Source organism: Zobellia russellii, assembly GCF_044597075.1.
Classification (GTDB): Bacteria; Bacteroidota; Bacteroidia; order Flavobacteriales; family Flavobacteriaceae; genus Zobellia; species Zobellia russellii.
On record NZ_CP139000.1, the window covers coordinates 4,161,855 to 4,188,699 of the forward strand.

Here is a 26,845-nt window from a genome sequence, read left to right on the forward strand (position 1 = left end):
ATTTTTTAGTTGATTTTTCGTTTTTGGAACCAGAGGTCTTCCAAACTTAAGTTTAAGGTAAGTAGGTGAAAGTTTTCTTTTATTAGGATGTTCTGGATCTGACCTTTAGAGCCGTAGCTATAAGAGAGGTTCATCATAGATCTTTGTCCTTGGCCAATGGGTATTCCTATTCCGGCAGTTATGTTATAGCCCTCTACCTTTTTGCCATTAATGGAAAGATACCCGTTGTCATAGTTAAACCCGGTCCGGTAACGAATACGGTCTGTGTACTTGTAACCCGTAGGGTTTTTTACATACTCAAGGCCAATGCCGTAAATGTCCTGATCGGAATAGCTGCCCAAGCTTTCTGTCTGTCCTGTGGCATTCCAGTAATTTTTCTTGTAGTCGGCACTTAGGGTAAAGGAATCCATGATGTTCGTGCTTAACCCTATGCCGAGTTCTAAAGGCATATTAAAATCGGAAGAAGAATCACTTTCTCCATCTTCAACGGTAATTTCCGTACCATCCAGACTCTTGGTTACGGAGCGTTTAATAGCGCCTTTTAGACTGGTGGGAAATTGTATCGTACTACCCAATGTGAAATTCTCGGTAACGTCAAACTGCATTCCTAAACCAAACCGAATACCGGAATAGTTAGTGGTTTCCGTAGCACTAAATGTACTTTGGTTGATGATGAAATTTTCATTCTCCTCTATGTTTCCAAAGAGAATGGATGCATTGGCTCCAAACCTAAGATTGGGCAGAACAGTATATCCTAAATTAAATTTGAGTTCACTTAAGCCTCCAATTCCATTTACATTACTGATAAAAGTTTCATCGGTTCCTTCAATATTGGTATTTATACCTATCAATGAATATCCCATTTCGCTATATGGTACAAGAGAAATTCCCGCGCCTAGTCCCTCCGCTATTCTAAAGGCAAGTGCAAGGTTAGAAAAATTAATGGTGGTCTTTGTTTCACTATCCGCTTTATTACTGTACTGGTTGTATTCACCTTTTATTCCTATATCATAAAAAAATGAGCTTTGGGGAATTAAAGCAAAATTTGCCGGGTTCAGGTTGTTTATTTGATTGGAGGTCTTAAGGCCTATTCCTGTATACCCCATACCGTTGGTTCGTCCAATACTGCTCTGGTTTATTGCACCTAAACCGTATAGGGAGTAGGGAGAACTGGTTAAACCTTCGGATTGGGCCTGTGCCGCATAAAGGGCAAACAAAAATAGGGTGATAAAAAAGTGTAACTTTTTATTCATCTTCATCATAAATCGCATAAGTAAGTTCAAGTGTGGTACCTGTGGTGTTTATATTTGTGTTGAGTACAAAACGGTCTACTGTAGAATTGTAGTTGCTGGGGAGTATAATAAGGGCGTCCGATGATTCTATGTCTACAGAGAGTAAACCTTCCAAATATCCACTTAAAGGCAATTCATAATAGATATCGTTAAACTCCTGATCATTTCGGTTTAAAATGGCTAGTGCGGCCGAACCATCCGTAGCGTATAATTGGCCGGAGAGTTCATTGTTTTGATCTACGATAAATACGGATAGGGTATCTCTCAGCATCAGTAAGTCATTATAAGAACCAACTGTTGGAGCAATTTTAAGGGAAGCATCTAACAGTGTGCCCTGCCCTTGTATGTTAAAAACTGATTTTATATGTGGAAATTCTATACGGGTGGCTATGCCTATGCCAGATTGTATAAAGCTTTGGTATTCAGTTTCAGAACTATACAGGTTGGTTTCTTGGTCCGTCAATGCGGTTAGATATGTATTGGGTTCTTCTGCGGTAATTTGGTTGAAAAATGGAATAGGAGAGCTGGCGATGTTGAGGCTAAAGTCAGTGTAATATTGGACACGTTCATTTTCCCCAGCTATACTATAGTAAAGCCGCATGTTGGAGGCCAATGAAAAACCTTGGATGGAGGCATTGTTGTTCTCATCCGGTTGAACGGTAATACCATGAAAGTAATTTTTAAATTCATCATAAGTACTAATGTTTTGTTGCTGTAGATTGTCAAAAAGTGCTTGGCCAAAAGTGTTATTGATTTTTATTTCCAGAGAATCGGTAGATAAGGGTCTGGGGGTATAAGTCAGGCTGCCCAAGTTTTCTTGGTCATAGTTTATGACACTCGTATTGTAAAAATTGATGCCGTCTGCTGGTTTAAGACTTTCGTTTACTTGTTTTATAAGAAGGGTGCTTGTTTGTAACGTGTCATTATAGAAATAACCATCTGGTCTTAGTAAAAACGTAATGCTGTCATATTCCGCATCGGTATCAATAGAATAACTGCTAGGAACCAATTCCATAAAGCTGGCCGTTTTGACCGTTCCAAAAACAGGGTCGTTATATTTCCCGACTAGCATGCGTGCTGATTGTGACGTATCTATACTGTCAAATTTCATGGTTGAAAAGTCTACCGTCATGGTGTCTAGTTGAATCACCCGTATATCGCTATCGGTAAAAGTGTCTCCCGCCTCAAAATCTGAACCGTTAAGGGTGTCCGAACTACAGGAGGTTAAAAGGATCAGGAAAACAAAAACGACCAAGGCATTTTTCATACACATTTATTTTTAGGGTAAATGTATCGTGCCCTTTAGCGCTTAAAAACAGCAATAGACCAACCCCAATAGTTATAAGACCAATGCCTGTATTTCTACTATTAAAAAGAAAATAGATTTGGTAGATTAAAATCACCTGTTCATGTGTTAAATAAAGGGCTTCATCTATTTGGGTTTCATGGGTGGGGACCGTGCTCTAGTTTTGACGAAAATTAACTGGCTAACAAAACAGAAAGCAAATGAAAGGATTCAAGCACTATATAGGTACCGTAACAATTTTTAGCATCATAACCTGTACACTGGCGAGTTGCTCTAATGATGACGATGATGAATATCTGGGGAATTGGGTAGACAGGTCGGTTTTTGATGGAAGCCCACGTAGTGGAACTGCTAGTTTTACCATAGGTAATATAGGGTATACGGGAGTAGGTTATGATGGCGATGATTACCTAACTTCTTTCTGGTCATATGATATGGAGGGAGATTTTTGGTCTCAAAAAGCGGATTTTATTGGTACGGCAAGAAATGCCGCTGTAGGCTTTGAAGTTAACGGTACCGGATACATAGGCTCTGGGTATGATGGTCTAGATGAATTGGCAGACTTTTATGCGTACGATCCAAATTCTAACTCATGGCAGGCTATTGCAACTTTGCCTACATCAGGAAGGCGTAGTGCCGTTGCTTTTGGTGTGAACGGGTTTGGTTATTTTGGAACGGGCTATGACGGAGAAAACGATCGTAAGGATTTTTGGAGATACGACCCTAGTACAGATTCATGGTCCGAATTAGTTGGGTTTGGAGGCGATAAAAGAAGAGCGGCTACCACTTTTACTATTGGCGATAAAGTATACTTGGGTACAGGGGTTTCCAATGGTATTTATCTTGATGATTTTTGGGTATTTGATGCCTCTACGGAAACTTGGGACAAAAAACTGGATTTGGATGAAGAAGATGACTATGCCATTACAAGAAGCAATGCCGTAGGCTTTACCCTTAATGGATATGGATATATAGCATGTGGTCTATCTAGCGGCACTTTAGGTTCCGTTTGGGAATATGATCCAAGTACGGATGATTGGGAAGTAAAAACCGGTTTTGAAGGAACCACTAGGCAAGATGGCGTTGTTTTCTCCAACGGAACTAAAGCGGTCGTAGGACTGGGTAGGACGGGAAGCCTTTATCTAGACGATTTGTATGAGTTTTTTCCTTTTGATGAGTATGAAGAGGAAGATTAGTAGAATTATTTGAGTGAGCTATGGGACGGCACCACTTTTGGCGCTGTCCCTTTTTTCTAATTACCTACCTATGAAAATAACAAAAATTCACTTTTTATTGGCAATCTTGACTGTTGTTGTTGTGTATATTACGCTCAATTATAGAGCAGTAGAAACAAAGGGAGCGAGGCCACGCTTAGAAACAATAGCGGTTGGTAAAGGTTATGGCTATCAAATTTTATACAAAGAGAAAGTTTTGGTCAAACAAGATTTTATTCCCGCCGTTCAAGGAGATAGGATCTTTGTTTCAAAAAAAGAAGCTAAAAGGGTAGGAAATGAGGTTTTAAGGAGAATCATAAAAGGGGAAGCTCCGTTCGTAACTATTTCCCAGCTCAGAGATTTGAACATATCCAATATAGATTGACCAAATGAAGGCAACTAAAAGAAAATACTTCCCACAATGGTTGGTGCATGTCTTCTTATGGTGTGCCCTTTATGGGTTAATAGTCTATCCTTTTTTATTGGAAACAAGGTCCGTGCCTCCTCATATCCTGATAAAATTGGTAATGGCCGCAGCCTTATTTTACTTCAACTATTATTATTTAGTTCCTAGGTTTCTTTTAAAGAATCAGAAGAAGGCATATATAATTATTTCCATCCTGTTATTGTTGGTAATCGCTTACGGGGTTCATTTATTATTTCCGCCTGAAATACCAAAGAATTTTGGCCCCTTAGCGGAATATATGAAAGAAAACAGAGGGAATAGGATTCCGTTTCGGGGATCCTTTATGCCCTTGGTTACGTTTGCGGTGCCGTATTGTTTTGCTATAATGCTTAGGGTTTATAATGAGTTGCAAAAAAACGAGAACCTACGTAAAACGGTAGAAAAAGAAAAGGTTCAATCTGAACTTCAATTTTTAAAGACACAATTAAATCCACATTTTCTATTTAACTCCCTCAATACTATCTATTCACTGTCGGTTAAAAAATCACCCGACACCTCTGAAGCTATTATAAACTTATCGGAATTAATGCGCTACATGATATATGAAGCGGATAAAGATCTTGTGCCTTTAAACAAGGAGATTGAATACATTAAGAGTTATGTGGCATTACAAAGGTTAAGATTGGCCAATAGCGAAAATGTATTCTTAAAAATTTCGGGTGACGATTCAGGAAAGATAATACCGTCTTTATTGTTCATCTCCTTTATTGAAAACGCCTTTAAATACGGCACCGATTACCAAGGTAAAACCATGGTTAAAATAAACCTTTTGATAAAAGAGAGGTCTATACAGTTGTACGTGCTGAACAAAATTGGCAAGCATAGGGTAAAAACTGAAAACAGTGGAGTTGGCCTGCAAAACGTTAAAAACAGGTTGAATTTTCTATATCCAAATTCCCATTTCCTGGAAATAGAAGATGACGGTGTTAATTACGAAGTTAATTTAATTTTAAACCTATAGATTATGAACTGTATATTAATTGACGATGAACCGTTGGCCATAGAGATATTGGTAGACTATTGTATAAAAGTAGGTTTTGTTGAGGTGGTGGGTACATTCACGAACCCCCTTGAAGCTATTCCGGCCATAAATGAAAAGAAAGTAGATGTTATTTTCTGTGATATTGAAATGCCACAGATAAACGGTCTTGATTTTATTAGTGCACTGGAAAATCGTCCACTTTTTATATTTACCACTGCATATTCTCAGTACGCAGTAGAAGGTTTTGAGCTTAATGCGGTAGATTATCTGGTAAAACCCATTCCGTATCAAAGGTTTATTAAAGCGGTTTTAAGGGCTAAAGAGCTGTTGTCAAGAAAAGAAGCACCTGCTGCTTTAGTTTCTGCCAATGTGTTCCCGTCCAATGGAGATGGAAATGAAAGCCAGAAGTTCATTTTTGTAAAATCTGAACATGAAAGTGTCAAGATTAATTTAGATGATATACAGTACGTGCAAGGCCTAAAAGATTATCTAAAAATTCATGTAGTGGGAAGTAATAGAGCTATTTTAACCTTACTCAGTTTTAAGGATATTTTAGAGAAATTACCTCAAAACCAGTTTATAAGAGTACATAAATCCTTTGTGGTAAATGTAAACTTTATCAAGACCATACAACGCAATAGAATTGTTATAGATGATATTCGTATACCTATAGGGGAGAGTCATAAATCCCAGTTTTTCTCAATGTTGGGATTGTAATAAATACGAGGAGTTTCGGGTAAAATGGGGGTTTTTGGGCTCTTTGGGTCTATGAAAATTCTTTTCGGGACGGAAGCCATGTAACCTAGAGGGTATACCCCAATTCTTCTTTTAATTTAATGGACATTACCTGGGTTCTGTTCCTAAGTTTTTTGGCACTGGTAAGTAAGTTCTGGGTTTGTAAAAGACGGTCTACTAAACTATTTTGGTATTCTTTACTACGTAACAATGTCTGGTAATCAGAAGTCTCGCCAAAAGATTTTATACGTGTGTATTTTGGGTTGTCCTTAGAAAGCATATCCTTTAGGGCCAAGTGTTTCTCAAGGGTAGGTTGTAACCTGCCCAAAATAATGTCCCTAATTTTTAAATCTATCGATTTTAATTTCTGGATTTCACCGGGATAATTGGTAATCAAACTCTTTAAGGAATCACTTTCAATAAACTCAAATTTAGTAGTGCTTATAACCGAGTTTACGGCACCGTCCAGTAGGTTTATCTGCGAGTAGTTTATATGTACAATGGTGTCCTTTGCGCCCTGGCTAATTTCATCGGAAGAAAGACCTATATAGTTCATTGTGTCTTCCAGTGTTTTTGTGGTGTTGGAATAGCGGTCAATAGAACTGTTCAGGTTTTTTAGGTTGGTGTTTAGCTCGTCGTACAGGCTTTCGTAGATTTTGAGCTCTACAATTCTGTTTTTTCGGATCTCATTTAGATCGTTAATTTTCCAAGCAATTAAAATACCTATGACAATAAGAAAAATTTCCCCAAAGGCATAAACCAAATAGCTTTTGAGTTTGCCCGAACTCAAGAGCTTTTTTCGTATTTTTCTAAAGACTGTCATAGGTGACTATTCTTTTTTTAAGGCTTTGATATCTGTAATCAATTGTGCGATTGAGGCTCGGTTCAACCCATTATAAATGCCTCTAATATGTTTGTTTTTATCAATGAGCAAGAAGTTCTCTGTGTGTAAAAAGTCATTTATGTCTTTAGGAATACCTAAGTCGTTTTCAACAAAATATTGATTTCTCCCCAAATCATATATTTCCATTTTATCACCGGTAACCAAATGCCACTTGTTGTTTAGGATGCCATTTTTTTGCGCATATGATTTAAGTTGAGGAATAGAATCTATTGTGGGGGTCACCGAATGTGATAACAATAGTACCTCTGGGTCATTTTTAAAAGCAGCCTGTACTTTTTGCATATTTCCTGTCATTTTTAAACAAATACCAGGGCAAGTCGTAAAGAAAAAGTCCGTTACATAAATTTTATCTTCAAATGTACGAGGGGTAATGCTATCTCCCATTTGGTCCACAAGGGCGTAGCTGCCAATTTTGTGAAATGCCTTTTCTTCTGGTGAGCCTGGTTCTAGCCAATGGGGCGTAAACGATTTGTCTTCATAGTAGGGAAGATATTCAACTCTACTGGTTCCCGCTTGGTTCTTTTTCTCTTTGCTACCTGTAAAAAGTGTAAGAGCCAAAAGGAGTGTAAGGGTGATATTTTTAGTTTCTAACAACAACTTCATCTTCTAATTGATAACAAGAGTTAGCTCTTCGCATGCCAAAAATCCGTCCATTTTTAGCTTCATAATTAACGTATAGTTTTCCATTTTGCAGCCAAGCTTTTTGTAACCCTTTTTCCTTGCCATTTGAGAGTTTTCTTTCTTTGGCGAGAACGCCATTGGCGTACCACATTTTTTGGGTTCCTTCCAATGCTCCGTCTACATAGGTAGATTCTTCGGCCAGTTCGCCATTTGGCCACCAAACTTTATAATTGCCTACAAGCCGGTTCTGTTTATAGTAAGATTGTATGCGCAACGCACCATTGGCTTCCCATCTTTTGGCAATGCCTTCTCTTTTGCCGTTTAGATACCCCAGTTTCTCACTTAGGTTACCATTTGGGTGGTATGCTATGGAATACCCATTAAAGGGTTCGTCTTTATAGTACCACTTGCCTTCATTTGGGTTGAGCGTTAAATGCTTTTTTTGTAGTTCAAAATTATTGATGACAATGGTTTTTTCGGCAACGGGTTCTACTGCCGAGCTCTCCTTACAACTAGAAATAAAGAGCATTGACAATAGCATACAACAAAAAAGTGATTTCGGCATAATGTCTAGTATCCTTGGTAAGGTCCTGCAAAGGCTAAATAAGAACCTGTTGTAGAATACACCTCATTAATAATATGGTAGTGGTACTCTTCTTTACCATCGGTATACTGGGTAGTGGAAACATGCCCTCCCGAAGCGTCAAGGTCTGTGGGGTATGTTCCCGTGGCATTACACTTTCTTCCGTATAGAAAGACGCCGTCTAAAAGTATGCCCACTAACTTATCATCATCATCTGAAAATGCTTTAGGCTCTAGGTGATAGTGGTACACTCCCGGCCCGATGTGGGCGCCGGTCCAATCCAAACTGGCAGCAGCTTGGTCCAATGGTCCGCCTCCTTCTTGATCATTAAATATAGAGGAGCCGCTCACGGCAATGCCAATGGTGTTAAAATCAGTCTCTACGGTATTACCGGTCAGTTTTGGCGTAGCGTCTACGCGTATAGTGGTTGCATTGTTGTTGCTTGTCATGATGCTGGGCGTCAATGCCACATCCGGTTCTTCTTTGTAGAGGGTGCTACCTTCGCCCCAGTATACGGTTTCGTGATTAGGTAGGCCGGTAGTTTCAATAACCACTTGGGAACCATCTAAATAGATAGTGGTAGCATCGGTATTGAAAGCAGCAAAGGCAGCATGCAGTTCTGTTACGATTTCTTCTTCGGAATCTTCGTTTAGGTCAGAATCCGTTACGCGATCGGAGCTACAGGCAATTAATCCAATACATATTAATACAGGGGCAAAACCAAATGGAATGATTTTTTTTAGGGCTTCTTTTTTCATAATATTTGTTTAATTAGATAGATTTTTAGGTCTTTCTATTGCTTTTTTCCTCTTTTGGGTTTTGGCGCTTTTTTGAGTTCATCCAGAGAAAGGTATCCGTCTTCGTCCGTATCTATTTTTGCAAAGTCGTTTTTTAGAGGGCCTTTTACCTCTTTTTCGGAAAGTTTACCGTCCTCATCTGCATCCATCTGTTTTATCAATTCGGTGGCCGATGGTGGTTCTTGACCTCGTTTTTCTTGGGCAGATGAGGTTTGAACTGCGATAAGGGTAAAAGCTGCGGTAGCAACTACTGTGTAAAATGATTTTTTGTTCATTGTATTTATTTTTTAATTATTTCTATTTGTGATGACAAAGGTGGGCAAAGGTTAGATGCGGAATGACGGTAATCTGTAAGTGATGGAAGGTTTTCAGTGAATGCCGGTTTATACTCTGTAAACTGTATGGTTTTAGCCGTTTAGAATGGTGTTTTTAGGGTTCTGACGAGAAATAATTACTTTAATTTGCAGCATGAAACAAACACATCGTTTTCTTTTTCATGTTTTTTTATGGATGGCCATTTGGTTTATGGCTTGGTTGTTACTTAATGAAAATGCGCGGTTTTTAAACAAAAACGTATCTTCCTTTATCATGCAGATCGTGGTTATAGCCGCATTAATTTATCTAACTGCCCCAGCCTTACTTTTCAAGAAAAAGTATGTTCTTTTTGGAGTAGTGTCCTTTATTATATTGATTAGTTGTTCGTTTCTGATTTCTGAAAATTTAATGTTTCCTGAGAATAGTATGAGACCTCCGCCGGGAGCTCGTAGAGGTGGTCCGCCAATGGCTCCTCCCCAAATTTTAATTCAGTTCTTAATACTTTCCATTGCCTACGTGTTGGCCACATTTGTGGAAACTTTTTTGTTCGCCCAAAATAAAGAAGAGGAGACCATTAGAAACAAAAATGAAAACCTTCAGATGGAATTGAAGTTTTTAAAGTCTCAGATTAACCCACATTTTTTGTTCAATTCGCTTAATAATATTTATGCCCTTTCGGTAATTGATTCCGGCCGTACTCAAGAGAGTATAGGAACTTTGTCCAATATGCTTAGGTACGTACTGTACGAGTGTGAACAGCCTATGGTTTCCGTTAAAAAGGAGATTGCTTATATTAGTAATTATCTGGATTTATTTCGTTTAAAAAGCAGTAAACCTTTTCCGATAAAAACCGATTTTCAATTGTCCAATTCCAATGCGATTATAGCGCCAATGCTATTTATACCATTTGTTGAAAATGCCCTAAAGCACGGAAATGTAGACCATGCAGCAGATGGATATTTGGAAATAAAAGTACGTTCGGATAACCAAAAGATAGATTTTTATGTGTCCAATAGTGTTTCGGAAACGCCCGCTCAAAAAGACGCCGTTGGTGGTATAGGATTGGAGAATGTTAAAAAACGATTAGAAATTCTTTATCCGCATAAACACAAATTAATTATTGAACAGACCCCTAAAAGTTATACCGTAAATCTTAGCATCAATTTAGATGGAACCCATTAAATGTATTGTAGTAGACGATGAAGAACTGGCGCGAGGCCTATTAAAAGCCTATATAGAACGGTTGGATTTTTTAAAGCTCGTGGCCGAAGTTGCCAACCCTTTGGAAGCCCTGAACATTATGAAAAGTGAGCGGGTAGACTTACTTTTTCTAGATATTCAGATGCCAGAAATAAAAGGTACGGATTTGGCTAAGCTGGTCCCGGATTATACACAGGTCATATTTACCACGGCCTATTCCGAATACGCTTTGGAGGGGTTTGAGCTTAGTGCACTGGATTACTTGTTGAAACCCATTAGTTTTGAACGTTTTTTATCGGCAGTAAATAAAGCAAAACCTAATAAAGAAGTACCTACTAAAGACAAGGACTCTGCGGATAGTATTACCATTAAGTCGGGTTATGACCTTCACAAGCTTAAGTATGAAGACATTCTCTATATTGAAAGTGATAGCGAGTACGTTAATTTTTATTTGGGCGATAAAAAGTTCATGAGCTTGCAGTCGCTAAAGAAATTGATAGAACTATTGCCTACAGACCAATTTATGCGGGTACACCGTTCTTTTATTGTAAACCGTAAAAAAGTAAGCTCTTTAAAAGGGCGTGATATTTATATAGGTAATAAAGAGATTCCCGTGAGTGCCCAATATTTTGATGCAGTAAAGGAGGAATTGTTCTAAGCAGCTTTAATTCGTCTGCTATACGAGTAAAAAAAAGGACCTAGATATTTCTAGGCCCTTTTTGCATTTTAAGTAGGTATGTTCTAGGTGAAAACAGATAGGCTTTTGGGAAACCTAAATAGTTTTCAAAATATTATTAGTTCAATCCCTCTTGGGTTGAATTTTGTTCTATTGTTACTTCTGCAACAGCATTATCCGCCTCATGGTTCTTATTGTCATTGTCATAAATGATAATTGCAGTTACAAAACTTGCAAAATAAAGTAGGCTTTTTAATTTCTTGTTCATAACGGTGGGGGTTTTGATTTCTGAAGCTAATTTACGGCGACTATGGACTTAAAAAACCCGATTGTTGCCAAATGAGCTTTTTCTGATGTCAAACTAAAGTATAATGTTGAATACCATTTTTGCTTAACGATGTTTTTTATCACTTCATCGGAGGTGCCGTTTTTACAGCTGTTTTGAGAAGCTTATTAAATTTGGTTTTTGAGGTTTAATCAGGTCTTATTAGACAGGTACAATGATAAAGAGTGGTATGTTAGTCGTGTTTTTGCTTCTTAAAACCAACTTCCCAAACAAAAGCTCCGGCCATATAGACCATGAAAAGGGCAAAAGGTAACGAGGTTACGATCAATAACTTCTGAACTGCCGTTAGCACATCTATATCCGGTTTGGCGTTTCCTAAAAGAAGTAGGGACATGGTGGCCAATAAAATAAAAACGGCCCAGATAAGTCTGTGTTTTTTGCTGGGGTTCTTTCTCCCGTGATCCGTAAACATGCTCAGAACGAAAACGGCAGAATCTACAGAGGTCACCAAAAAACTAATAAGTAAAAAAATGGTAGTAAAATTTAGGAGCGTTGCCATGGGGTAATTTTCAAAGAATACAAAAATGGAGGAAAAGACATCTCCAAATTCATTTTTGTAGGTACCCCAAGAGGTAATAAGTTCAAAAGCCGAAGTTCCAAAAACCGAAAACCAAAAAAATGTCCCCAAAGACGGAATGATCAAAACGCCCAAAAGTAATTGGCGTAGGGTGCGCCCTTTTGATATACGCGCAATGAAGATTCCTGTAAACGGAGCCCAAGCCAACCAAAAGGCCCAATAATAGAAAGTCCAATCGGTTAGAAAGGTCATTCCGGGGTTATAGTTCCCGTATGCTAGACTCATAGGTGCAAAATCAATAAGGTAGTGAAAGGTAGCCATGGCAAAGAACATTACTATTCCTGGGACATCACTCATCAAAAAAATGAACAGAAGTAGAAGGGTTGTAATCAGAATATTCACTTTTGAAATAATCTTTATGCCCTTATTGACCCCTTGCCAAGCGGAATAGAATGCGATTGCCGAGATGAGAACGGCCAAAAGTAACGTAGTGGTTATACCAAAATTGGTAGTAAAAACATGATTAAGACCGCCGTTTATTTGTGTTGTACCTAAACCTATTGCAGCTATGAGTCCAAAAACAGTGGTAATAATCGTCATAATATCAATTCCACTTTTGGCCAAAGGATTGGAAATAGTATCCGCTATGGTAGAGCTTACCCTTACTTTCTTTTTCTTTACGAAGAGTGCATAGCCTACAACCATGGCAAACAGTCCGTAAAAGGCCCAAGCTGTAAACCCCCATTGATAGAAAGTGAATTCCAATGCTAAAATTTCGGGTTGTAAGTTAGAAGTGTAGGGCGGGTGCTGTTGCATAAAAACAGGTTCCTGTACGGCACGGAGCAAAATTCCTGAGCCCATTCCTGCACTGTAAAGCATAGCCGTCCAAGCCCAAAGGGAGTGTTCGGGTTTTGAATTTTTCTTGCCCAATTTAATTTTTCCGAAAGGCGAAAAGGCGATTGCCAATAGAAAAAGCACGCATCCCAACCCTAGATAAAGGTAGAAGAACCCAAAATAATTCCTGACCCAGACCGAAGCCGTTTCAATAGCTTCATAGCTGGTTTCCGTGGCAAAGAAAACGACAAGGGTAAACAGGAAAATTATACCGATGGAAACGGAAAGTAAAGGGTTTTTAAGGTGCCGCATGCTCGGTAATTAGGGTTCAGGTTTTTGGTAAACAAGCGTAAAATAAGAACTTTGACCCAAATCCGACTCCAATACTGCCATAAACTCTTCTTTTTTTGTCTGTATAAGAATGGCCGCGGTGTTCGGGGCTACTTCACCTAAATTTTCGGCATGTAGGGTAATCGTATTTTTCCCGGGCTGTAATGTGAGATTGAAAAATTGCTTTTTACGCTTCAATTTTACATGTTGAATAGCAACTGCCCCATTCAAGTAAATGGTCACGATATCATCATCTATTCTGCGGTGGTCGTAAAGTGCCAAGCGCACTCTTTTTTCAAGAACTGTATAAGTTTTTTTACTGTCTATTAAGATGCGGTCCGCAATTTTATCAGGTGGATTCGTATGGGTTACACCTTCTTTTTTTAGAAGTCCGGTTTTGTCCTTTGGTCGGGAAGGGAGGGCTTTTACAGCAATGCCCGTAACGGTAATGTCTTTGTTAAAATCGATTAATAAAGATTGTTTGCTCTCAATTTTAAGGGCTATGGTTACATGGTCATAAACCTTGTCAGGACGAATAATAAAAGTGAAATAACCCCGGGAAGTATAGGATGGAGGCGGATGAACAGTTAATTCAGGCTCGGATTGAACCGCATCTACACTATCCAAAACATTTGCATTGATTGTGCCATGGTCCGATGGAAATATGGCTATAGGATACGAATAACTTTGGTCTGGCAATTGTCTTCCAAAAATCCAAAACCCAATTTCATATGCTTTACCTAACTGCAAAGGTTCTTTAAGCTTTACGGTTACAATTGATTCATAGCCCAAGGGAGCCCCTTGTGGCATCTCCAATTCATTTGAAGCAGAAGCCTGACCGTGAACAAAGTTCAACGTTGCAAGACCCAATAGTAAAATGAATATGTGCAGTTGGTTCATTTTGCTCTGGCAATATTGCGAATCATACCACCAAAGATGAAATAATGAAAAGGTACAATACTGTACCAGTATAATCGTCCTTTGAGACCCCTAGGTCTGAACGTTGCCGTTTGGTGCAGTACATTGTTTTCGTCAATTTTAAATTCTAGCCAAGCTTCTCCGGGTAGTTTCATTTCGGCAAAAAGTAATAGGCGTTTTGCTTTTTTATCGGCTAGAAGAACCCGCCAAAAATCCAGTGAGTCGCCGGCATAAATTTTATCGGGGTGCGTTCGTCCACGTCTTAATCCCACCCCGCCTGAAAATTTATCGATTATTCCCCTTATTTTCCAAAGCCAGTTTCCATAGTACCAACCGGTTTCTCCACCAATTCTCCAAATGTTGCGCAAGACCTGTTCCGGATTATCTACTTTTATTTTTTTCTCGTCTTTCAGAACGCCATACTTAGGAACTTGAATATACTTTTCTAAGTTCTTTTTAAAGCGGCCGCTTACCATACTATCCTTCCAGCTGCTGACCACCAGGTTTTGTTCTATTTTCTTAAAGGCTAAATCAATCGCTTCTTTATAGGAATGAGGTTTTAAACCTAAAAGCTTTTGTAACCTTTGATCTTTGGCAATAACTTCAATTTTCATACTATCAACAAGGTTCAATGCCAATTTGTACGATGTTGAGGTAACAAAATAGAGCCAGTAGCTAGATAGCTTTGGCGTCATTACGGGCACGGTAAAAATATAATTCTTAAAACCGCGTACTTCCGCATACTGCTCTAGCATTTGTTTATAGGTGAGTACGTCCGGACCGGCAATATCAAAAGAATCGTTATAGGTTTTTTCATTACCCATAACACCGGTCAAAAAAGCCAGAATATCCCGGATGGCTATAGGTTGTGTTTTGGTCAATACCCATTTTGGAGTAATCATTACGGGTAATTTTTCGCATAAATCACGAATAATTTCAAACGAAGAACTTCCTGAGCCTACAATAATTCCAGCTCTTAAAACGGTAAGTTCAAAAGAACCTTCATAGAGAATGCGCTCCACATTTTTCCGGGACCAGAGGTGCTTGGAAAGATTCTCTTCGTTCACGATACCACTCAAATAAATGACTTGCTTTACTTGGGTTTCACTTAAATAAGCATTAAAATTTTCTGCGGTCTTGGCCTCTAAGGTGTCAAAATCCTGTGTAGACGAACTCATAGAATGAATCAAAAAATAGGCTACATCTATGTCTTTTGGGACCACTCCTTTTTGCATGTCCTTTAAAAAATCTATTTCTAGGACCTGTATCTGAGCCCGCATTTCTTTTTCAATAGAAAATCGGGTTTCATCTCGTACTGTGCATACCACCTCATGGTCCAATTCCAATAATTGGGGTAGCAATCGCATTCCTATATAACCGTTAGCGCCCGTTAAGAGAATTTTCATAAGCTTTTTGGATGTTTATAAGTCTTCGATGGAAGTAGGGGCATTATCAGCTTTAAAGTTCTGAATTTTGATAAAAAACTTCTGAATCGCTTTGGTATCGGCCTTTACCTTAATAAAATAATGGTCTCGATATATGGAGTAAATACCAATGTCACCTTTGTATAAAGTGAGTTTGTAAAACGGAATAACTAAAGCAAAGGTTTCTAATAAAGACCTGAAACGAACAATAATACCTTTGGGCCTTAGCTCAATGTTACATTGATCGCGATTGTTATCCAAAATGAGCAAGTTTCTAATTTCAATGCTCGTTTCGGTAATGAACAATCTAGGCGAGCCAATACCGCCCATGTTCCAGCGTTCCCTTAATGGAAAGGGTTTACCTACCGCTTCATCTATTTTTTTTGTAACCTGTTTATCGGTATATGATACGTTCAAAAGCATATATGGTCCTATTTACAAATTGGATTGTTGCGCTCAGGGGCTGCATTTCTATAAAGTTAAAGAAAAGCGAGGCCAATACCGCCTGTCTTAGGGTAAAAGCGCAAAAAATGATTAGTTTTGCAGCCTGAAACGAAACATGATATGGGTATTCAAGCAATTTTAGAAACCAAGGTAAAGGAAGCGGTCGCAGCTATTTTTGAAAAAGAACTGCCGTCGGTAGAATTTCAGCCAACACGCAAGGATTTTGAAGGTGATGTTACGGTGGTTGTATTCCCCATGCTTCGTGTAGTTAAAGGAAATCCAGTTCAGATAGGTGAGCAAATTGGAGCTTACTTGGAAAAAGAGGTTGCTGAAGTTACCGGTTTTAACGTCATAAAAGGTTTTTTGAACCTGGTGATCGGAGATGGTTTTTATCTTGATTTCTTTAATGGAGTAAAAAATGATGCCACATACGGTCATGTACCCCAAGAGGACAATAATGCCATAATGGTAGAGTATTCTTCGCCAAATACCAATAAGCCGTTGCACTTGGGGCATATTAGAAATAACCTCTTAGGATATTCTGTAGCCGAGATTTTAAAGGCCTCGGGGAAAAAAGTGTATAAAACCCAAATTATCAATGACCGTGGAATACATATTTGTAAAAGTATGTTGGCATGGAGGCGTTTTGGAAATGGCGGAACCCCGGAAAGTACAGGGTTAAAGGGTGATAAGCTTGTAGGTAACTATTACGTAGCTTTTGATAAGGCCTATAAGGCCGAAATTGCCGAAATGGTTGCTAATGGAACAGATAAAAAAGTTGCGGAAAAGGAAGCTCCAATTCTATTAGAAGCCCAAGAAATGCTTCAAAAATGGGAGGCTGGTGATGAAGAAGTTGTAGCGCTTTGGAAAGAAATGAACGGCTGGGTCTACAAAGGTTTTGATGTTACTTACAAAAATCTTGGGGTAGATTTTGATACGCTGTACTATGAAAGCAATACATATTTGCTAGGTAAGGACGTTGTGGCCGGCGGATTGGAAAAGGGTATTTTCTATAAAAAGGAAGATGGTAGTGTTTGGATAGATTTAACTGATGAAGGTCTTGATGAAAAAATAGTGCTCCGTTCCGATGGTACTGCGGTTTATATGACCCAGGATATAGGTACTGCTATACAAAGGGTTAAGGATTATCCAGATGTGGGTGGTATGGTATACACGGTTGGTAATGAACAGGATTACCATTTTAAAGTGTTGTTTCTGATTTTGAAAAAGCTAGGCTTTTCATGGTCTGAAAACCTACACCATTTAAGTTACGGAATGGTAGATTTACCTAGTGGAAAAATGAAGAGTAGGGAAGGTACCGTTGTGGATGCAGATGATCTAATGAACGATATGACCAGTACGGCAGCTCAAATATCCGAAGAGCTTGGAAAGCTGGAGGGGTATTCTGAAGAAGAGAAAAACTCCCTCTATAAATTGATAGGCTTAGGCGCCTTAAAATATTACATTCTAAAAGTAGATCCTAAAAAGACAATTCTGTTTAATCCGGAAGAGTCAGTGGATTTTCAAGGGAATACAGGGCCGTTCATCCAATATACCTATGCACGTATCCAGTCTATTTTAAGAAAAGCCAATTTTGATACCGCTACGGATATAGAAATTACAGCTCTTGGTGGTTTGCACCCCAAAGAAAAAGAACTTATTAAACAGTTGCAGTTGTACCCTGAGACCGTACAATTGGCAGCGGAGAACTATAGCCCGGCACTTATTGCCAATTACACGTACGATTTGGTGAAGGAATTTAACTCCTTCTATCAGCAGGTTTCAATTCTTGGGGAAACGGACGAAAACAAAAAAGTACTTCGTGTACAGCTATCCCAAAAAGTGAGTGAGGTAATTGCATCCGCCTTTAAACTTTTGGGGATTAATGTTCCCGATCGTATGTAAGCCCAAGCGGCTTTACGCAATTTAAATCCGTTTTTGGAGTTGTAGAGGATATGCTAACAGAGTACAATTTCAAGATTTTGGCAGTAGCATTTCTTTGCATTCAGGCGCTTTATATAGTGTACTATACGTTGGGGCTTTATGCCTTGAATCCGTTTGTGAGGACCAAACCTCTTACGGATAAAGAAAAAAGGTTTCTTACGGATAATTTTGCGGTGTATTCTAAGCTTAACCCTTCCCTAAAGGCAAAATGTGATAAACGGATTATATGGTTCAGGAGTAGAAAAAAGTTCATTTTCTATGGAAAAGTGGATAAAAAGAAGGAGTTAACGTTACTTTTAAGTGCATCCGTGGTTCTAATGACTTTGGGTCTTAAGAGCTATAAAATGCGTAAATCACTGTTGCGTATTGTTATTTATCCCTCAAAATATTATTCCCGCATTAACAGAAGGCACCATCTAGGGGAGTACAATCCTCGTTTTAAAACGGTAATTTTTTCTGCGGATACCATTTGGGAAGGATTCCGTATTGCCGATGATAATGTAAACTTGGCCTTACATGAATTTGCACATGCGCTAAGTTTTGAAATGATTAAACAGAGCTCATGGGAAGCTCGGAAGTTTAGAGTGGGACTTAAGAAAATAAAAGAACTTTTTCTTAGGGAGGGCTATGCCCAGAAGTTAGTGGATTCCAATTATTTTAGGGATTACGGTATGACCAACCTACAGGAATTCTTCTCTGTTGCCGTTGAAAATTATGCCGAGACACCGCACCTATTTTTAGCTGATTTTCCGGAGTTGTACGGTATTATTCAAAAAATGTTAGGTTTTGATTTTCAAGTGCTTCCTAATGAATCGTTAGGTGGGGTAGCCATGGAAACGTAATAATGTCTTACATAGCCAAGCTAGGTCTAGTGTCCAAATGGTTGGTGTGCCATATTTTAAGCTGATTGGTATGGTCTATGTTCCCTCCGGATAAAATTACCATCACCCTTTTTTTGTTAGGGCTGTTTTTTAGCCATTGCATTACGCCTTCCATTGCCATGGCACTTGTAGGCTCAACGTGCAATTTTAATAAATGGGTCAGCCATTGGGTCCAGTAAATTAACTTGGCTTCTGCAACCTCGTACATGCCATCTAACCGTTTTAGGTACTCAAATGTAATGTCTCCTACTGCCATGGTCATTGCACCATCTGCTAGTGTGTCCGGTGTGGCCTGTAATCTCTGAATTTGGTTGGTTCGCAATGATTCTGCTGCATCATTGGCGTTTAAAGGTTCAACACCAAAAACTTTGGTATTTGGAGATAAGGCATTGGTTGCGATTACGGTACCGGATAAAAGTCCGCCTCCACCACATGGGGCAAAAACGGCATCTATACCTGAAACCTGCTCAAGTGCCTCACATACGGCCGTTCCTTGCCCGGCTATGACTTGGTTATGGTTATATGGCGGTATCCAATACGTTCCTTCTTCTTTGGAAGCGGAGAGTACACTTTCATCGGCAATGTTTCTATTTTCGCAAAGTGCTACCTTGGCACCGTAGGATTGAGTAGCCTGTATCTTAATTTTTGATGCGTATACGGGCATATAAATAGTAGCGGGAATGTTGAATTGGCGTGCGGCCCAAGCAACCGCCTGCGAATGGTTACCGGAACTATTGGCAATGATATGTTTTGGTTTTTTATTGTTTTCTAAGAGCCAGGCAATTGTATTGCAGGCACCTCTGGCTTTGAATGCTCCTATTTTTTGAAGACATTCCGCTTTAAAGTAAATTTCATGCCCGAGCCAATCATTTAATAAACAGGAGGTGAAAATTGGGGTCTGGAGCACATAATTGTCAATGCGTTTTCTGGCATTTTTAATATCTTCTATTGTAGGCATAAATGGAAGGTTTCTCAGAAGTGAATGAAATAATTAATCCTTTAAAATTAATTATAATTAATGGGGGAGAGCTCTTGAATTCCTATTAAAATCGCACTCTAAAACTAACATTGGGCGTAAGACCTAAGGAAACGTTTTCAACTTTTTCTATCTCATTGTCTTCATTCAGGCGATAGTAACTGTTTAAAATGTTCTTTCTACTAGTAAAATTCAAAACGGAAATACCTGCGGATGCTTTCAATTTTTCTGTAAGGTTGAAATTGTAAATGGCGGAAGCATCGGCGCGTAAATATTCGGGTAGCCGGTTACTATTGGGGTCTTGGTAATTAATTCTGTTAGGAAAAAAAGAAGTGTCCAATGGTTCATCCGGATCTGGCTCCGTATAGGGTTTTCCCGTACGATAGTTTAGTCCAATACCCAATTTAAAGTTCTCCAGCGTATAGGTCCCGGCAAAGGTAGCGGCATGTCTTATATCTAGGTTGTTCGGGAAATTGGGGGGTAGAACTTCGGAGAAATTGTAATTGTTGAAATTGTAGGTGTAGCTGGCCCAAACACTATAGTTATCGGTCTTTTTGTTGATTAGAAATTCAACGCCTTTTACATCGTACTTTCCTATTTCCCCATTAAATTGATTCTGGTTCTGAAAGCCCTGTGTTGAGGTGCTAATGCCATCCACTTCTTTATAAAAGGCCTCAAGTCCCACATAAAAATTTTCATGGTCATAGTTGATACCTATAGAGCCTTGTTTACTCTTGGTAATAGGCAGGCTTTCTCCGTCCGATACTATCCAACGCCGTTTTTCTATACCCAGAAAATTTTGCTCCAAATCAATAATCTGGTTGATAGCTTGACTCTTGAATTCGCCCAGTGCCTGAACTTTTAAGTGCCTTGTAAAAGCATAGTTAAAACTTAATCTTGGTTCTAGAATATACTCCTTAAAAGTGTCCGGGTTTTCTAAATAGTTCAATCTAAGTCCGCCTCTTGCATAGATTTTTTTATCGGTTGATGTAAAGGTGAGTTCAGAAAAAAGAGCGTGACTCTTAATAACGTTTCGGGCGTTACTCTCAAAAGGTGGTTGTGTTACCGATGTTTCATTGGCAATACCCGTATCTGTAAATTGATAGCCGTTAAGCCAGTTGAAATTATCATTGGGCATAAAATTGGTACTGAGCTTTAAGGCCGTTTCTTCAACTTCATTATTCTGAAAAAGTATCTGCTCCGCATTAGCGGAAATATTCCGGGCGTCTAATTGGTACTGTGTACTGTAGAGGTTGATATACGTAGCGAATTTTTCGGTCCAGTCACTACTTAGGCTTGCTCCAAGAGATAAGTTGGTTTGGTTTAAGGCGCTGTGTATTTCATTGGTATCGGACATGTCACGTTCTGTGTAGTCCAATAGATTATTAATGTTTATAAAGCTAAAACGAAACTTGTGCCGGTCATTAATATCATACAAAACCTTACCCGTAAAATCATAGAAATAGAAATTTCCCTCTTGAGTTACTTGACTGTCATCAAAAACGCGAGTAAAGAATTTATCATAGGTAGGGGTGTCAATAAGGTCTGTAAGGGAGCGTCTGGCCGAAAATTGAACAGCAACCTTATCCGTAATGGGTAGATGTCCGTAAACGTCACCGCCAATAAGATTGAAACCTGCACCTGCAAAAAAAGTGTCTGCAATGGCATCTTTGCTACGCATATCTATAATGCCACTTACGCCATCGCCATATTGACTTCCAGTGCCATTTTTTATTAAGGTTACTTTGTCTGTCAAATAAGGATTAAACGCCGATATCAACCCAAAAAAGTGTCCAGATTGGTACATTTTTATACCATCCCAAAGAATAAGGTTTTGGTCATTGCTTCCCCCGCGTATGTTAATGTTGGACACGGTTTCGTCCGTACTCTCTATGCCGGGCAATGCTTGAACGGTCTGTAAAACATCAGGTTCTATAAGTCCCGGTAGGATGCCAAATTCCTCACTGTTCATTTGAAAGCTTCCATCGGTTTGTTTTACAAGGCCTTTGGTAAGGAATTCATAAACAACCACTTCTTCTAGTTGTTGGTAAAACTGGGCGAGCAAAAGGGTTTTACAAGGTGCTTTTTTAATGAGCTCATCAGCGTTAACAAAAAGGGTTTTATAGCCTAAGTGCTTAATTTGGACAGAGGCACTTCTGGGAACGTTGTGCAATACAAATGTGCCGGTCTCATCAATAAAAGTGGTAATGTTGGTTCCCAAGACCTTTACACTGGCACCGTAGAGGGTGTTCATCTTAAAATTATCCAGAACCGTGGCGCAGATAGAAATAAAATTACTTTTGGTAAGGGTGTAATACCGCTCGTTAATTTTTTCTAGCTCAACTTGGGTCTGGGTCTCAATATCATCTAAAATGATGGGCAATGAAGTTTCTTGCGGGACATAAATTTCAAGGCCAAGTACTTCACTATCCGCATAAGAGAATTTAATATCAAATTCTTGCTCTAGCTGTTGCAAAAAAGTAGACAGCGCTATTTTTTCACCAGTTTGTGCTATAGTATCGTGTGAGGTTATAAAACACGTAAAACCTAAAATAAAAAGAAGAAGTTTACGGATTTTTATCGCCATAGAAGAGCACTTTGCTGCCCTCAAATTTAAACTTTATTTGCGAGGGTGCGCTTATGCTCTTTAACGCAACATCCACATCCGTATTGTTAAAAGTTCCGGTGAACAATTGTTCTGTGTCTATATCCTTTGTTTCAACCGTAATATTATGCTGTCTTTCAAATTCACTAAGGACATATTTAAGCGGAACACTTTTGAAAGTACTTTCATTATTGATCCAAGACGGATGTTCCGTTTTAGATACCGGTACCTGGGTAATTTTACCATCTATGACCAAAAAGGAATTTCCGGCGGGCAACTTGGTTTCTTTATCGTTAAAAGTAACACTTACCAATCCTTCAAAACAGGTAACTTCAAAAAAGCCCGGTCTGTTTTCTACATTAAATTGAGTTCCTAAAACAGCAACTACGCCATCTTTTGTTTCAACGGTAAAACGCTCGCCCTTGGCCACTTTAAAAAACGCCTCACCTTTAAGTTCAACATTTCGTTCTTTGCTCCATTTACGTTCACTAAAAGAGAGTTCGGAATCTGCATTTAGTTGTACTTTGGAATTATCGGGAAGGGTAATTTCTTTGTTTTCGGCATATTCGGTAACAATGTTTTCATCTAAAGAGTTGAGATAAAAATACGAACCGAACATAATAACGGCCGCCGCTGCCGCAATACGTAAAAATTTCTTGAAAGGATGCAGCTGTACAACCTTGGTGTCCATTAAAGTACGTTGGTTCTTTAAGGCCATAAGGGCTTCGTTAGCGTCAAAGGCGGGAGCTTGTAGCTGGCCCGAAGCGGCAATAATGCGCTCATAGGAAGCATATTCCGCAGACTTTTTAAACTCTGCGAGCTCGGCCTCGGTGAGGTCATTGTTCAACCATTTTGCTAAGTGATTTTCTTGCATCAATTCTAGCTTTATGCCTTAGTAACAATTCATTACGTAAATACCCTACTTTTTATTTTTGATATATGGTAGCTATGTATTAAAAACTATTTTAACCACTAACCACTAACCACTAACCACTAACCACTAACCACTAACCACTATATCCCATCAATCTTTTCTCGAAGCGATTTCAATGCCAAATGCATTCTTTTTTCAATAGCCTTTACGCTTACTCCTTCCATTTCGGCTATCTCTGCATATTTCTTTCCATCAATTCGATTTAATAGAAAAGTGGTCCGTTGGTTTTCCGGAAGGCTGTCCAAGGCACGGTTCAATCTCTGTTTGAATTCGTCTTCCTCCATCAAGAATTCGGGCGATTCATGGGTAACCTTTAAGGTCTTGTCCGCATACTTTAAACGTACCTTCTCGGCTTTTATCACATTAAGGTACAAATTGTTGGCAACGGTGTAAACAAACGATTTGGCTTTTTCCGGAGAAACCTTGGCACAGTTCTCCCAAAGTTTTACAAATGCCTCTTGAACGGCATCATGGGCTTTCTCCTCATTGCCAAACTTATAATATATATAGTTGAAAACCGTTTTAGAATTAGCTTTGAAAATTGTATCAAAGACTTGCTCTTCGCAAACATTGCCTGTATTTTTGGTTTCCAATTAGGGTATTTTTTTTCAAAGGTATTTGAAAAAAATGAATTTGCTCAGGTAGGGTATTTCAAAAATGGGTTGTTTCAATTTCAAAGTACCCCTAAATTCCAAATCAGTATGAAGAAGTGTTTTAAATTTTCATTAGTAGCTTTCCTACTGGCTCTGCTAATGGCCTTGACCGCATGTCAAGATGAAGAGCCCTTTGAGGAGTCTATAGATGCTGAAAAAACTTTAACTGTTGATTCCGCCACTTTAGAACTTCTAAAAGAAGCGGTTTCCAATGATGGTTCGTATGACAATATTGTAGATGGTGCCAGTTGTTTTGATATTCAATTTCCCTATACGGTTGTAGTGAACGATGAAAGGCTAACAATTGATTCTATGGAGGGCCTACAGGTTCTGGAAGAATTTTTAGATGCTTTAGAAGGTTTCAATAGTACTATGGTTATTGTTTTTCCAGTAACCGTTACTATGGCAGATTACACGGAAGTTACCGTAGGTTCTAGAGCCGATTTGGAAAAACTTGTGACTCAATGCGTTGAAGGAGGTGCGGATGCGGATATTGAGTGCGTAGACTTGGTCTATCCTGCCACCGTATTTACCTATAATCCTGATTTTCAACAAACGGCTTCTGTAACCGTTGCCCATGATGCAGAGTTAAGAAGATTTTTTGCTGGTCTTGAAGATACGGATTTGGTGAGTTTTGATTATCCGGTCACCTTAATATATTTAAATGGCACCGAGGTTGTGGTTAACTCAAATACAGAGATATCCAGTATTTTGGAACAGGCCAAAAAGGCATGTGATGAAGATGATGATAACGATTACAATGATGATGATTTTACAAAGCCCCAATTAGACAATGTGTTAATTGATTGCCCTTGGAATCTAATTCAAGTACAAACAAAAGCTGAAAACCAATCTGAACAATACAATAGTTATGCGTTGTCCTTTATGGAAGACGGAAAGGTCACGGCCTATGATAAGTATGGCTACGGAATAGACGGTGATTGGAGTACGTTCGTTGAGGAGTATAGAGTTGTTGTGAAAATTAATTTTGAAGCAAACGATTATTTTACCAATACTTGGAAAGTATACGAAATTAAAGAAGGTAAGATAAAAATGTTCGTAGAGGATGACTCTATGGTGTTAGAAAAGAATTGCGACTATCAACCGGAAATATGTAATAAGGAAACCATTGTTGAACGATTGGGAGTATGTAACTGGAGACTGGCGGATGAAAAAGGTGAGTTTTTTGAGGAACAGAACGTAAAATTCGCAGAACAAGGTCTTCTGGTTTATGACCCCAATGGTGAAGTGGTAGATGAAGGAAGTTGGGACGTTACGGAAAATGTGTTGATTTTAAAAGGTCTTACCGAGAATTTAGAAAGTTACATTGGCGAATGGCAGGTGCTTGAATGCGGCCAGGAGTACATGAAAATAAAGAGAAAAGAAGAAGTTGTTGCACTGAGCAAAGTTTGCAACTAACTTTTAATAATTAAGGATTAGAGTAACCGAATACCTATTTTTGCCCCACAGATTTTTAAAGAGCACCCTTCGTGAGAGGGGTGCTTTTTTTTTGATATCATATTTTTTTCTTTACGCCCCGTTCTTTAGCGTAGTTATTATTAAATTTGCCTTTCTTCAAAAGCAAGTAAGACGATGTTTGACAATTTAAGTGATAAGCTAGATAAAGCCCTCCACACCCTACGGGGCCATGGGCAGATTACAGAAATTAACGTTGCCGAGACCACTAAAGAAGTACGTAGGGCTTTATTGGATGCGGATGTTAACTTCAGGATAGCCAAAGAATTTACCAATAAGGTCAAAGAAAAAGCTTTGGGTCAAGATGTATTGACCACTTTGCAACCTGGCCAATTAATGGTAAAGATTGTTAAGGATGAGCTTACGGAGCTTATGGGCGGGGAAACAGAAGGGATTAACCTCTCCGGAACTCCTTCCATAATTTTAATGTCCGGTTTACAAGGTTCGGGTAAAACTACCTTTTCAGGTAAATTGGCCAACTTCCTAAAAACCAAAAAAACAAAGAAGCCTTTATTGGTGGCGTGTGATGTGTACCGTCCTGCGGCAATAGATCAGCTGCACGTAGTTGGGGAGCAAATTGGGGTTGAGGTATATTCCGATCGTGATGAGAAGAACCCGGTAAAGATTGCACAGGCCGGTATTGCCAAAGCAAAATCAGAAGGCTACAACGTAGTTATTATAGATACCGCGGGTCGTTTGGCGGTAGATGAGGAGATGATGAACGAAATCTCTGAAATCCATAAAACCATACAACCTCAAGAAACGCTTTTTGTAGTAGATTCTATGACGGGTCAAGATGCTGTAAACACGGCAAAGGCCTTTAATGATATTTTAAATTTTGACGGGGTAGTACTTACCAAGTTAGATGGTGATACCCGTGGTGGAGCTGCTATTTCAATTAAATCGGTAGTAGATAAGCCTATAAAATTCATCGGTACAGGTGAAAAAATGGAAGCTATTGATGTTTTCCACCCTTCACGTATGGCCGAGCGTATTCTGGGCATGGGTGATGTTATTTCTTTAGTTGAACGTGCCCAAGAGCAGTTTGATGAAGAAGAGGCCCGTAAAATCCAGAAGAAAATTGCCAAAAACAAGTTTGGCTTTGATGATTTCCTTTCCCAGATACAGCAAATCAAAAAGATGGGTAACATCAAGGATTTAATGGGGATGATTCCTGGAGCAGGAAAAGCACTTAAAGGATTGGATATAGATGATGATGCCTTTAAGCACATTGAAGCCATTATACATAGTATGACGCCAGATGAGCGTTCAAACCCTTCCAAATTGAACATGAGCCGTAAAAAGCGTATCGCCAAAGGAAGTGGAAGACAAGTGCAAGAAGTAAACCAACTTTTGAAGCAGTTTGACCAGATGAGCAAAATGATGAAAATGATGCAAGGCGGTGGCGGTAAAAAGATGATGCAGATGATGGGAAACATGCGTGGCATGAAATAAAACCAAGTTTTTAAAAA

Annotated in this window: 26 protein-coding genes; 10 read left to right on the top strand and 16 right to left on the bottom strand. The window is 39.0% G+C overall.

What is annotated here, in order from left to right:
* Positions 1 to 5: 5 nt before the first annotated feature.
* Together SJY45_RS17055 and SJY45_RS17060 are read right to left on the bottom strand one after the other, a co-directional pair.
* On the bottom strand, positions 6 to 1,262 hold the full coding sequence (locus tag SJY45_RS17055; RefSeq protein WP_400072263.1) for an OmpP1/FadL family transporter: 1,257 nt from the start codon (positions 1,260 to 1,262) through the stop codon (positions 6 to 8).
* Positions 1,246 to 2,559, bottom strand: coding sequence for a DUF4270 family protein (locus tag SJY45_RS17060; RefSeq protein ID WP_400072265.1), 1,314 nt, complete (start codon positions 2,557 to 2,559; stop codon positions 1,246 to 1,248). The genes SJY45_RS17055 and SJY45_RS17060 overlap by 17 nt, the downstream gene beginning before the upstream one ends.
* A 239-nt stretch (positions 2,560 to 2,798) precedes the next feature.
* On the opposite strand from SJY45_RS17060, the gene SJY45_RS17065 reads away from it, so the two are divergent.
* The 4 genes from SJY45_RS17065 to SJY45_RS17080 all read left to right on the top strand — a co-directional run bounded on the left by SJY45_RS17065 (position 2,799) and on the right by SJY45_RS17080 (position 5,977).
* Entirely contained in the window at positions 2,799 to 3,794 is a 996-nt protein-coding gene (locus SJY45_RS17065) for a Kelch repeat-containing protein (RefSeq protein ID WP_400072267.1), read from the top strand.
* Positions 3,795 to 3,864: 70 nt separating this feature from the next.
* Positions 3,865 to 4,197, top strand: coding sequence for a DUF4907 domain-containing protein (locus tag SJY45_RS17070; protein ID WP_400072269.1), 333 nt, complete (start codon positions 3,865 to 3,867; stop codon positions 4,195 to 4,197).
* A 4-nt stretch (positions 4,198 to 4,201) separates the two neighbouring features.
* Positions 4,202 to 5,239 (top strand): sensor histidine kinase, encoded by a 1,038-nt coding sequence (locus tag SJY45_RS17075; RefSeq protein WP_303405278.1) that lies wholly within the window; start codon positions 4,202 to 4,204, stop codon positions 5,237 to 5,239.
* A gap of 3 nt (positions 5,240 to 5,242) precedes the next feature.
* Entirely contained in the window at positions 5,243 to 5,977 is a 735-nt protein-coding gene (locus SJY45_RS17080; protein ID WP_400072271.1) for a LytR/AlgR family response regulator transcription factor, read from the top strand.
* An 85-nt stretch (positions 5,978 to 6,062) separates the two neighbouring features.
* Here the strand turns inward: SJY45_RS17080 and SJY45_RS17085 are convergent, their stop codons facing one another.
* The 5 genes from SJY45_RS17085 to SJY45_RS17105 are packed head-to-tail and all read right to left on the bottom strand — an operon-like array spanning position 6,063 to position 9,175.
* Positions 6,063 to 6,818: a hypothetical protein gene (locus SJY45_RS17085; protein WP_400072273.1), complete on the bottom strand. Its 756-nt coding sequence runs from the start codon at positions 6,816 to 6,818 to the stop codon at positions 6,063 to 6,065.
* Between the two features lie 6 nt (positions 6,819 to 6,824).
* Positions 6,825 to 7,502 (bottom strand): SCO family protein, encoded by a 678-nt coding sequence (locus tag SJY45_RS17090; RefSeq protein WP_400072275.1) that lies wholly within the window; start codon positions 7,500 to 7,502, stop codon positions 6,825 to 6,827.
* Positions 7,480 to 8,049: a toxin-antitoxin system YwqK family antitoxin gene (locus SJY45_RS17095; protein ID WP_400072277.1), complete on the bottom strand. Its 570-nt coding sequence runs from the start codon at positions 8,047 to 8,049 to the stop codon at positions 7,480 to 7,482. The genes SJY45_RS17090 and SJY45_RS17095 overlap by 23 nt, the downstream gene beginning before the upstream one ends.
* A gap of 41 nt (positions 8,050 to 8,090) precedes the next feature.
* Complete coding sequence (locus SJY45_RS17100; RefSeq protein ID WP_400072279.1) at positions 8,091 to 8,861, bottom strand: YHYH protein; 771 nt, start codon at positions 8,859 to 8,861, stop codon at positions 8,091 to 8,093.
* Between the two features lie 35 nt (positions 8,862 to 8,896).
* Entirely contained in the window at positions 8,897 to 9,175 is a 279-nt protein-coding gene (locus tag SJY45_RS17105; protein WP_400072281.1) for an EF-hand domain-containing protein, read from the bottom strand.
* A 193-nt stretch (positions 9,176 to 9,368) separates the two neighbouring features.
* Between SJY45_RS17105 and SJY45_RS17110 the strand changes: the two genes are divergently transcribed.
* A complete protein-coding gene (locus SJY45_RS17110) occupies positions 9,369 to 10,397 on the top strand; it encodes a sensor histidine kinase (protein WP_400072283.1) in 1,029 nt (342 codons plus the stop codon).
* On the top strand, positions 10,384 to 11,073 hold the full coding sequence (locus SJY45_RS17115) for a LytR/AlgR family response regulator transcription factor (RefSeq protein ID WP_400072284.1): 690 nt from the start codon (positions 10,384 to 10,386) through the stop codon (positions 11,071 to 11,073). Before SJY45_RS17110 ends, SJY45_RS17115 begins: the two co-directional genes overlap by 14 nt.
* 136 nt (positions 11,074 to 11,209) lie before the next feature.
* On the opposite strand, the gene SJY45_RS17120 is transcribed toward SJY45_RS17115, so the two are convergent.
* The 5 genes from SJY45_RS17120 to SJY45_RS17140 all read right to left on the bottom strand — a co-directional run bounded on the left by SJY45_RS17120 (position 11,210) and on the right by SJY45_RS17140 (position 15,883).
* The gene (locus tag SJY45_RS17120; RefSeq protein WP_289061648.1) at positions 11,210 to 11,359 is read right to left on the bottom strand and encodes a hypothetical protein; all 150 of its coding nucleotides are present in this window, start codon (positions 11,357 to 11,359) and stop codon (positions 11,210 to 11,212) included.
* Between the two features lie 250 nt (positions 11,360 to 11,609).
* Positions 11,610 to 13,100: a BCCT family transporter gene (locus SJY45_RS17125; RefSeq protein WP_400072286.1), complete on the bottom strand. Its 1,491-nt coding sequence runs from the start codon at positions 13,098 to 13,100 to the stop codon at positions 11,610 to 11,612.
* A gap of 9 nt (positions 13,101 to 13,109) precedes the next feature.
* On the bottom strand, positions 13,110 to 14,018 hold the full coding sequence (locus SJY45_RS17130) for a hypothetical protein (RefSeq protein ID WP_400072288.1): 909 nt from the start codon (positions 14,016 to 14,018) through the stop codon (positions 13,110 to 13,112).
* Positions 14,015 to 15,442: an SDR family oxidoreductase gene (locus SJY45_RS17135; protein WP_215438371.1), complete on the bottom strand. Its 1,428-nt coding sequence runs from the start codon at positions 15,440 to 15,442 to the stop codon at positions 14,015 to 14,017. Before SJY45_RS17135 ends, SJY45_RS17130 begins: the two co-directional genes overlap by 4 nt.
* A 15-nt stretch (positions 15,443 to 15,457) precedes the next feature.
* The gene (locus SJY45_RS17140) at positions 15,458 to 15,883 is read right to left on the bottom strand and encodes a hypothetical protein (protein ID WP_215438370.1); all 426 of its coding nucleotides are present in this window, start codon (positions 15,881 to 15,883) and stop codon (positions 15,458 to 15,460) included.
* A gap of 141 nt (positions 15,884 to 16,024) precedes the next feature.
* On the opposite strand from SJY45_RS17140, the gene argS reads away from it, so the two are divergent.
* Positions 16,025 to 17,809 carry an arginine--tRNA ligase gene (gene argS, locus SJY45_RS17145; RefSeq protein WP_400072291.1) on the top strand — a complete coding sequence of 595 codons (1,785 nt, stop codon included), beginning with the start codon at positions 16,025 to 16,027 and terminating at the stop codon, positions 17,807 to 17,809.
* Between the two features lie 77 nt (positions 17,810 to 17,886).
* Entirely contained in the window at positions 17,887 to 18,690 is an 804-nt protein-coding gene (locus SJY45_RS17150) for a zinc-dependent peptidase (protein ID WP_400072293.1), read from the top strand.
* 7 nt (positions 18,691 to 18,697) lie between these two features.
* On the opposite strand, the gene SJY45_RS17155 is transcribed toward SJY45_RS17150, so the two are convergent.
* From SJY45_RS17155 to SJY45_RS17170, 4 genes are all read right to left on the bottom strand, one after another.
* The gene (locus SJY45_RS17155; RefSeq protein ID WP_400072295.1) at positions 18,698 to 19,687 is read right to left on the bottom strand and encodes a serine/threonine dehydratase; all 990 of its coding nucleotides are present in this window, start codon (positions 19,685 to 19,687) and stop codon (positions 18,698 to 18,700) included.
* Between the two features lie 85 nt (positions 19,688 to 19,772).
* Positions 19,773 to 22,292 (bottom strand): TonB-dependent receptor plug domain-containing protein, encoded by a 2,520-nt coding sequence (locus tag SJY45_RS17160; RefSeq protein ID WP_400072297.1) that lies wholly within the window; start codon positions 22,290 to 22,292, stop codon positions 19,773 to 19,775.
* Positions 22,273 to 23,184, bottom strand: coding sequence for a FecR family protein (locus tag SJY45_RS17165; RefSeq protein ID WP_400072299.1), 912 nt, complete (start codon positions 23,182 to 23,184; stop codon positions 22,273 to 22,275). Before SJY45_RS17165 ends, SJY45_RS17160 begins: the two co-directional genes overlap by 20 nt.
* 140 nt (positions 23,185 to 23,324) lie before the next feature.
* On the bottom strand, positions 23,325 to 23,837 hold the full coding sequence (locus tag SJY45_RS17170) for an RNA polymerase sigma factor (protein WP_215438365.1): 513 nt from the start codon (positions 23,835 to 23,837) through the stop codon (positions 23,325 to 23,327).
* Positions 23,838 to 23,945: 108 nt separating this feature from the next.
* Here SJY45_RS17170 and SJY45_RS17175 point away from each other — a divergent pair, with 108 nt between their 5' ends.
* On the top strand, positions 23,946 to 25,316 hold the full coding sequence (locus SJY45_RS17175) for a hypothetical protein (protein ID WP_400072301.1): 1,371 nt from the start codon (positions 23,946 to 23,948) through the stop codon (positions 25,314 to 25,316).
* 174 nt (positions 25,317 to 25,490) lie between these two features.
* A complete protein-coding gene (gene ffh, locus SJY45_RS17180) occupies positions 25,491 to 26,828 on the top strand; it encodes a signal recognition particle protein (protein WP_400072303.1) in 1,338 nt (445 codons plus the stop codon).
* Positions 26,829 to 26,845: the final 17 nt, after the last annotated feature.

Excerpts from the sequence above, each read along its gene's own strand:
- SJY45_RS17140 (WP_215438370.1), bottom strand. The coding sequence starts at position 15,883 with ATGCTTTTGAACGTATCATATACCGATAAACAGGTTACAAAAAAAATA.
- SJY45_RS17130 (WP_400072288.1), bottom strand. The coding sequence starts at position 14,018 with ATGAACCAACTGCACATATTCATTTTACTATTGGGTCTTGCAACGTTG.
- SJY45_RS17110 (WP_400072283.1), top strand. The coding sequence starts at position 9,369 with ATGAAACAAACACATCGTTTTCTTTTTCATGTTTTTTTATGGATGGCC.
- SJY45_RS17070 (WP_400072269.1), top strand. The coding sequence starts at position 3,865 with ATGAAAATAACAAAAATTCACTTTTTATTGGCAATCTTGACTGTTGTT.
- argS (WP_400072291.1), top strand. The coding sequence starts at position 16,025 with ATGGGTATTCAAGCAATTTTAGAAACCAAGGTAAAGGAAGCGGTCGCA.
- SJY45_RS17080 (WP_400072271.1), top strand. The coding sequence starts at position 5,243 with ATGAACTGTATATTAATTGACGATGAACCGTTGGCCATAGAGATATTG.
- SJY45_RS17105 (WP_400072281.1), bottom strand. The coding sequence starts at position 9,175 with ATGAACAAAAAATCATTTTACACAGTAGTTGCTACCGCAGCTTTTACC.
- SJY45_RS17135 (WP_215438371.1), bottom strand. The coding sequence starts at position 15,442 with ATGAAAATTCTCTTAACGGGCGCTAACGGTTATATAGGAATGCGATTG.
- SJY45_RS17160 (WP_400072297.1), bottom strand. The coding sequence starts at position 22,292 with ATGGCGATAAAAATCCGTAAACTTCTTCTTTTTATTTTAGGTTTTACG.
- SJY45_RS17175 (WP_400072301.1), top strand. The coding sequence starts at position 23,946 with ATGAAGAAGTGTTTTAAATTTTCATTAGTAGCTTTCCTACTGGCTCTG.
- SJY45_RS17100 (WP_400072279.1), bottom strand. The coding sequence starts at position 8,861 with ATGAAAAAAGAAGCCCTAAAAAAAATCATTCCATTTGGTTTTGCCCCT.
- SJY45_RS17125 (WP_400072286.1), bottom strand. The coding sequence starts at position 13,100 with ATGCGGCACCTTAAAAACCCTTTACTTTCCGTTTCCATCGGTATAATT.
- SJY45_RS17095 (WP_400072277.1), bottom strand. The coding sequence starts at position 8,049 with ATGCTCTTTATTTCTAGTTGTAAGGAGAGCTCGGCAGTAGAACCCGTT.
- SJY45_RS17165 (WP_400072299.1), bottom strand. The coding sequence starts at position 23,184 with ATGCAAGAAAATCACTTAGCAAAATGGTTGAACAATGACCTCACCGAG.
- SJY45_RS17090 (WP_400072275.1), bottom strand. The coding sequence starts at position 7,502 with ATGAAGTTGTTGTTAGAAACTAAAAATATCACCCTTACACTCCTTTTG.
- SJY45_RS17055 (WP_400072263.1), bottom strand. The coding sequence starts at position 1,262 with ATGATGAAGATGAATAAAAAGTTACACTTTTTTATCACCCTATTTTTG.
- SJY45_RS17065 (WP_400072267.1), top strand. The coding sequence starts at position 2,799 with ATGAAAGGATTCAAGCACTATATAGGTACCGTAACAATTTTTAGCATC.
- SJY45_RS17060 (WP_400072265.1), bottom strand. The coding sequence starts at position 2,559 with ATGAAAAATGCCTTGGTCGTTTTTGTTTTCCTGATCCTTTTAACCTCC.
- SJY45_RS17075 (WP_303405278.1), top strand. The coding sequence starts at position 4,202 with ATGAAGGCAACTAAAAGAAAATACTTCCCACAATGGTTGGTGCATGTC.
- ffh (WP_400072303.1), top strand. The coding sequence starts at position 25,491 with ATGTTTGACAATTTAAGTGATAAGCTAGATAAAGCCCTCCACACCCTA.
- SJY45_RS17120 (WP_289061648.1), bottom strand. The coding sequence starts at position 11,359 with ATGAACAAGAAATTAAAAAGCCTACTTTATTTTGCAAGTTTTGTAACT.
- SJY45_RS17155 (WP_400072295.1), bottom strand. The coding sequence starts at position 19,687 with ATGCCTACAATAGAAGATATTAAAAATGCCAGAAAACGCATTGACAAT.
- SJY45_RS17115 (WP_400072284.1), top strand. The coding sequence starts at position 10,384 with ATGGAACCCATTAAATGTATTGTAGTAGACGATGAAGAACTGGCGCGA.
- SJY45_RS17085 (WP_400072273.1), bottom strand. The coding sequence starts at position 6,818 with ATGACAGTCTTTAGAAAAATACGAAAAAAGCTCTTGAGTTCGGGCAAA.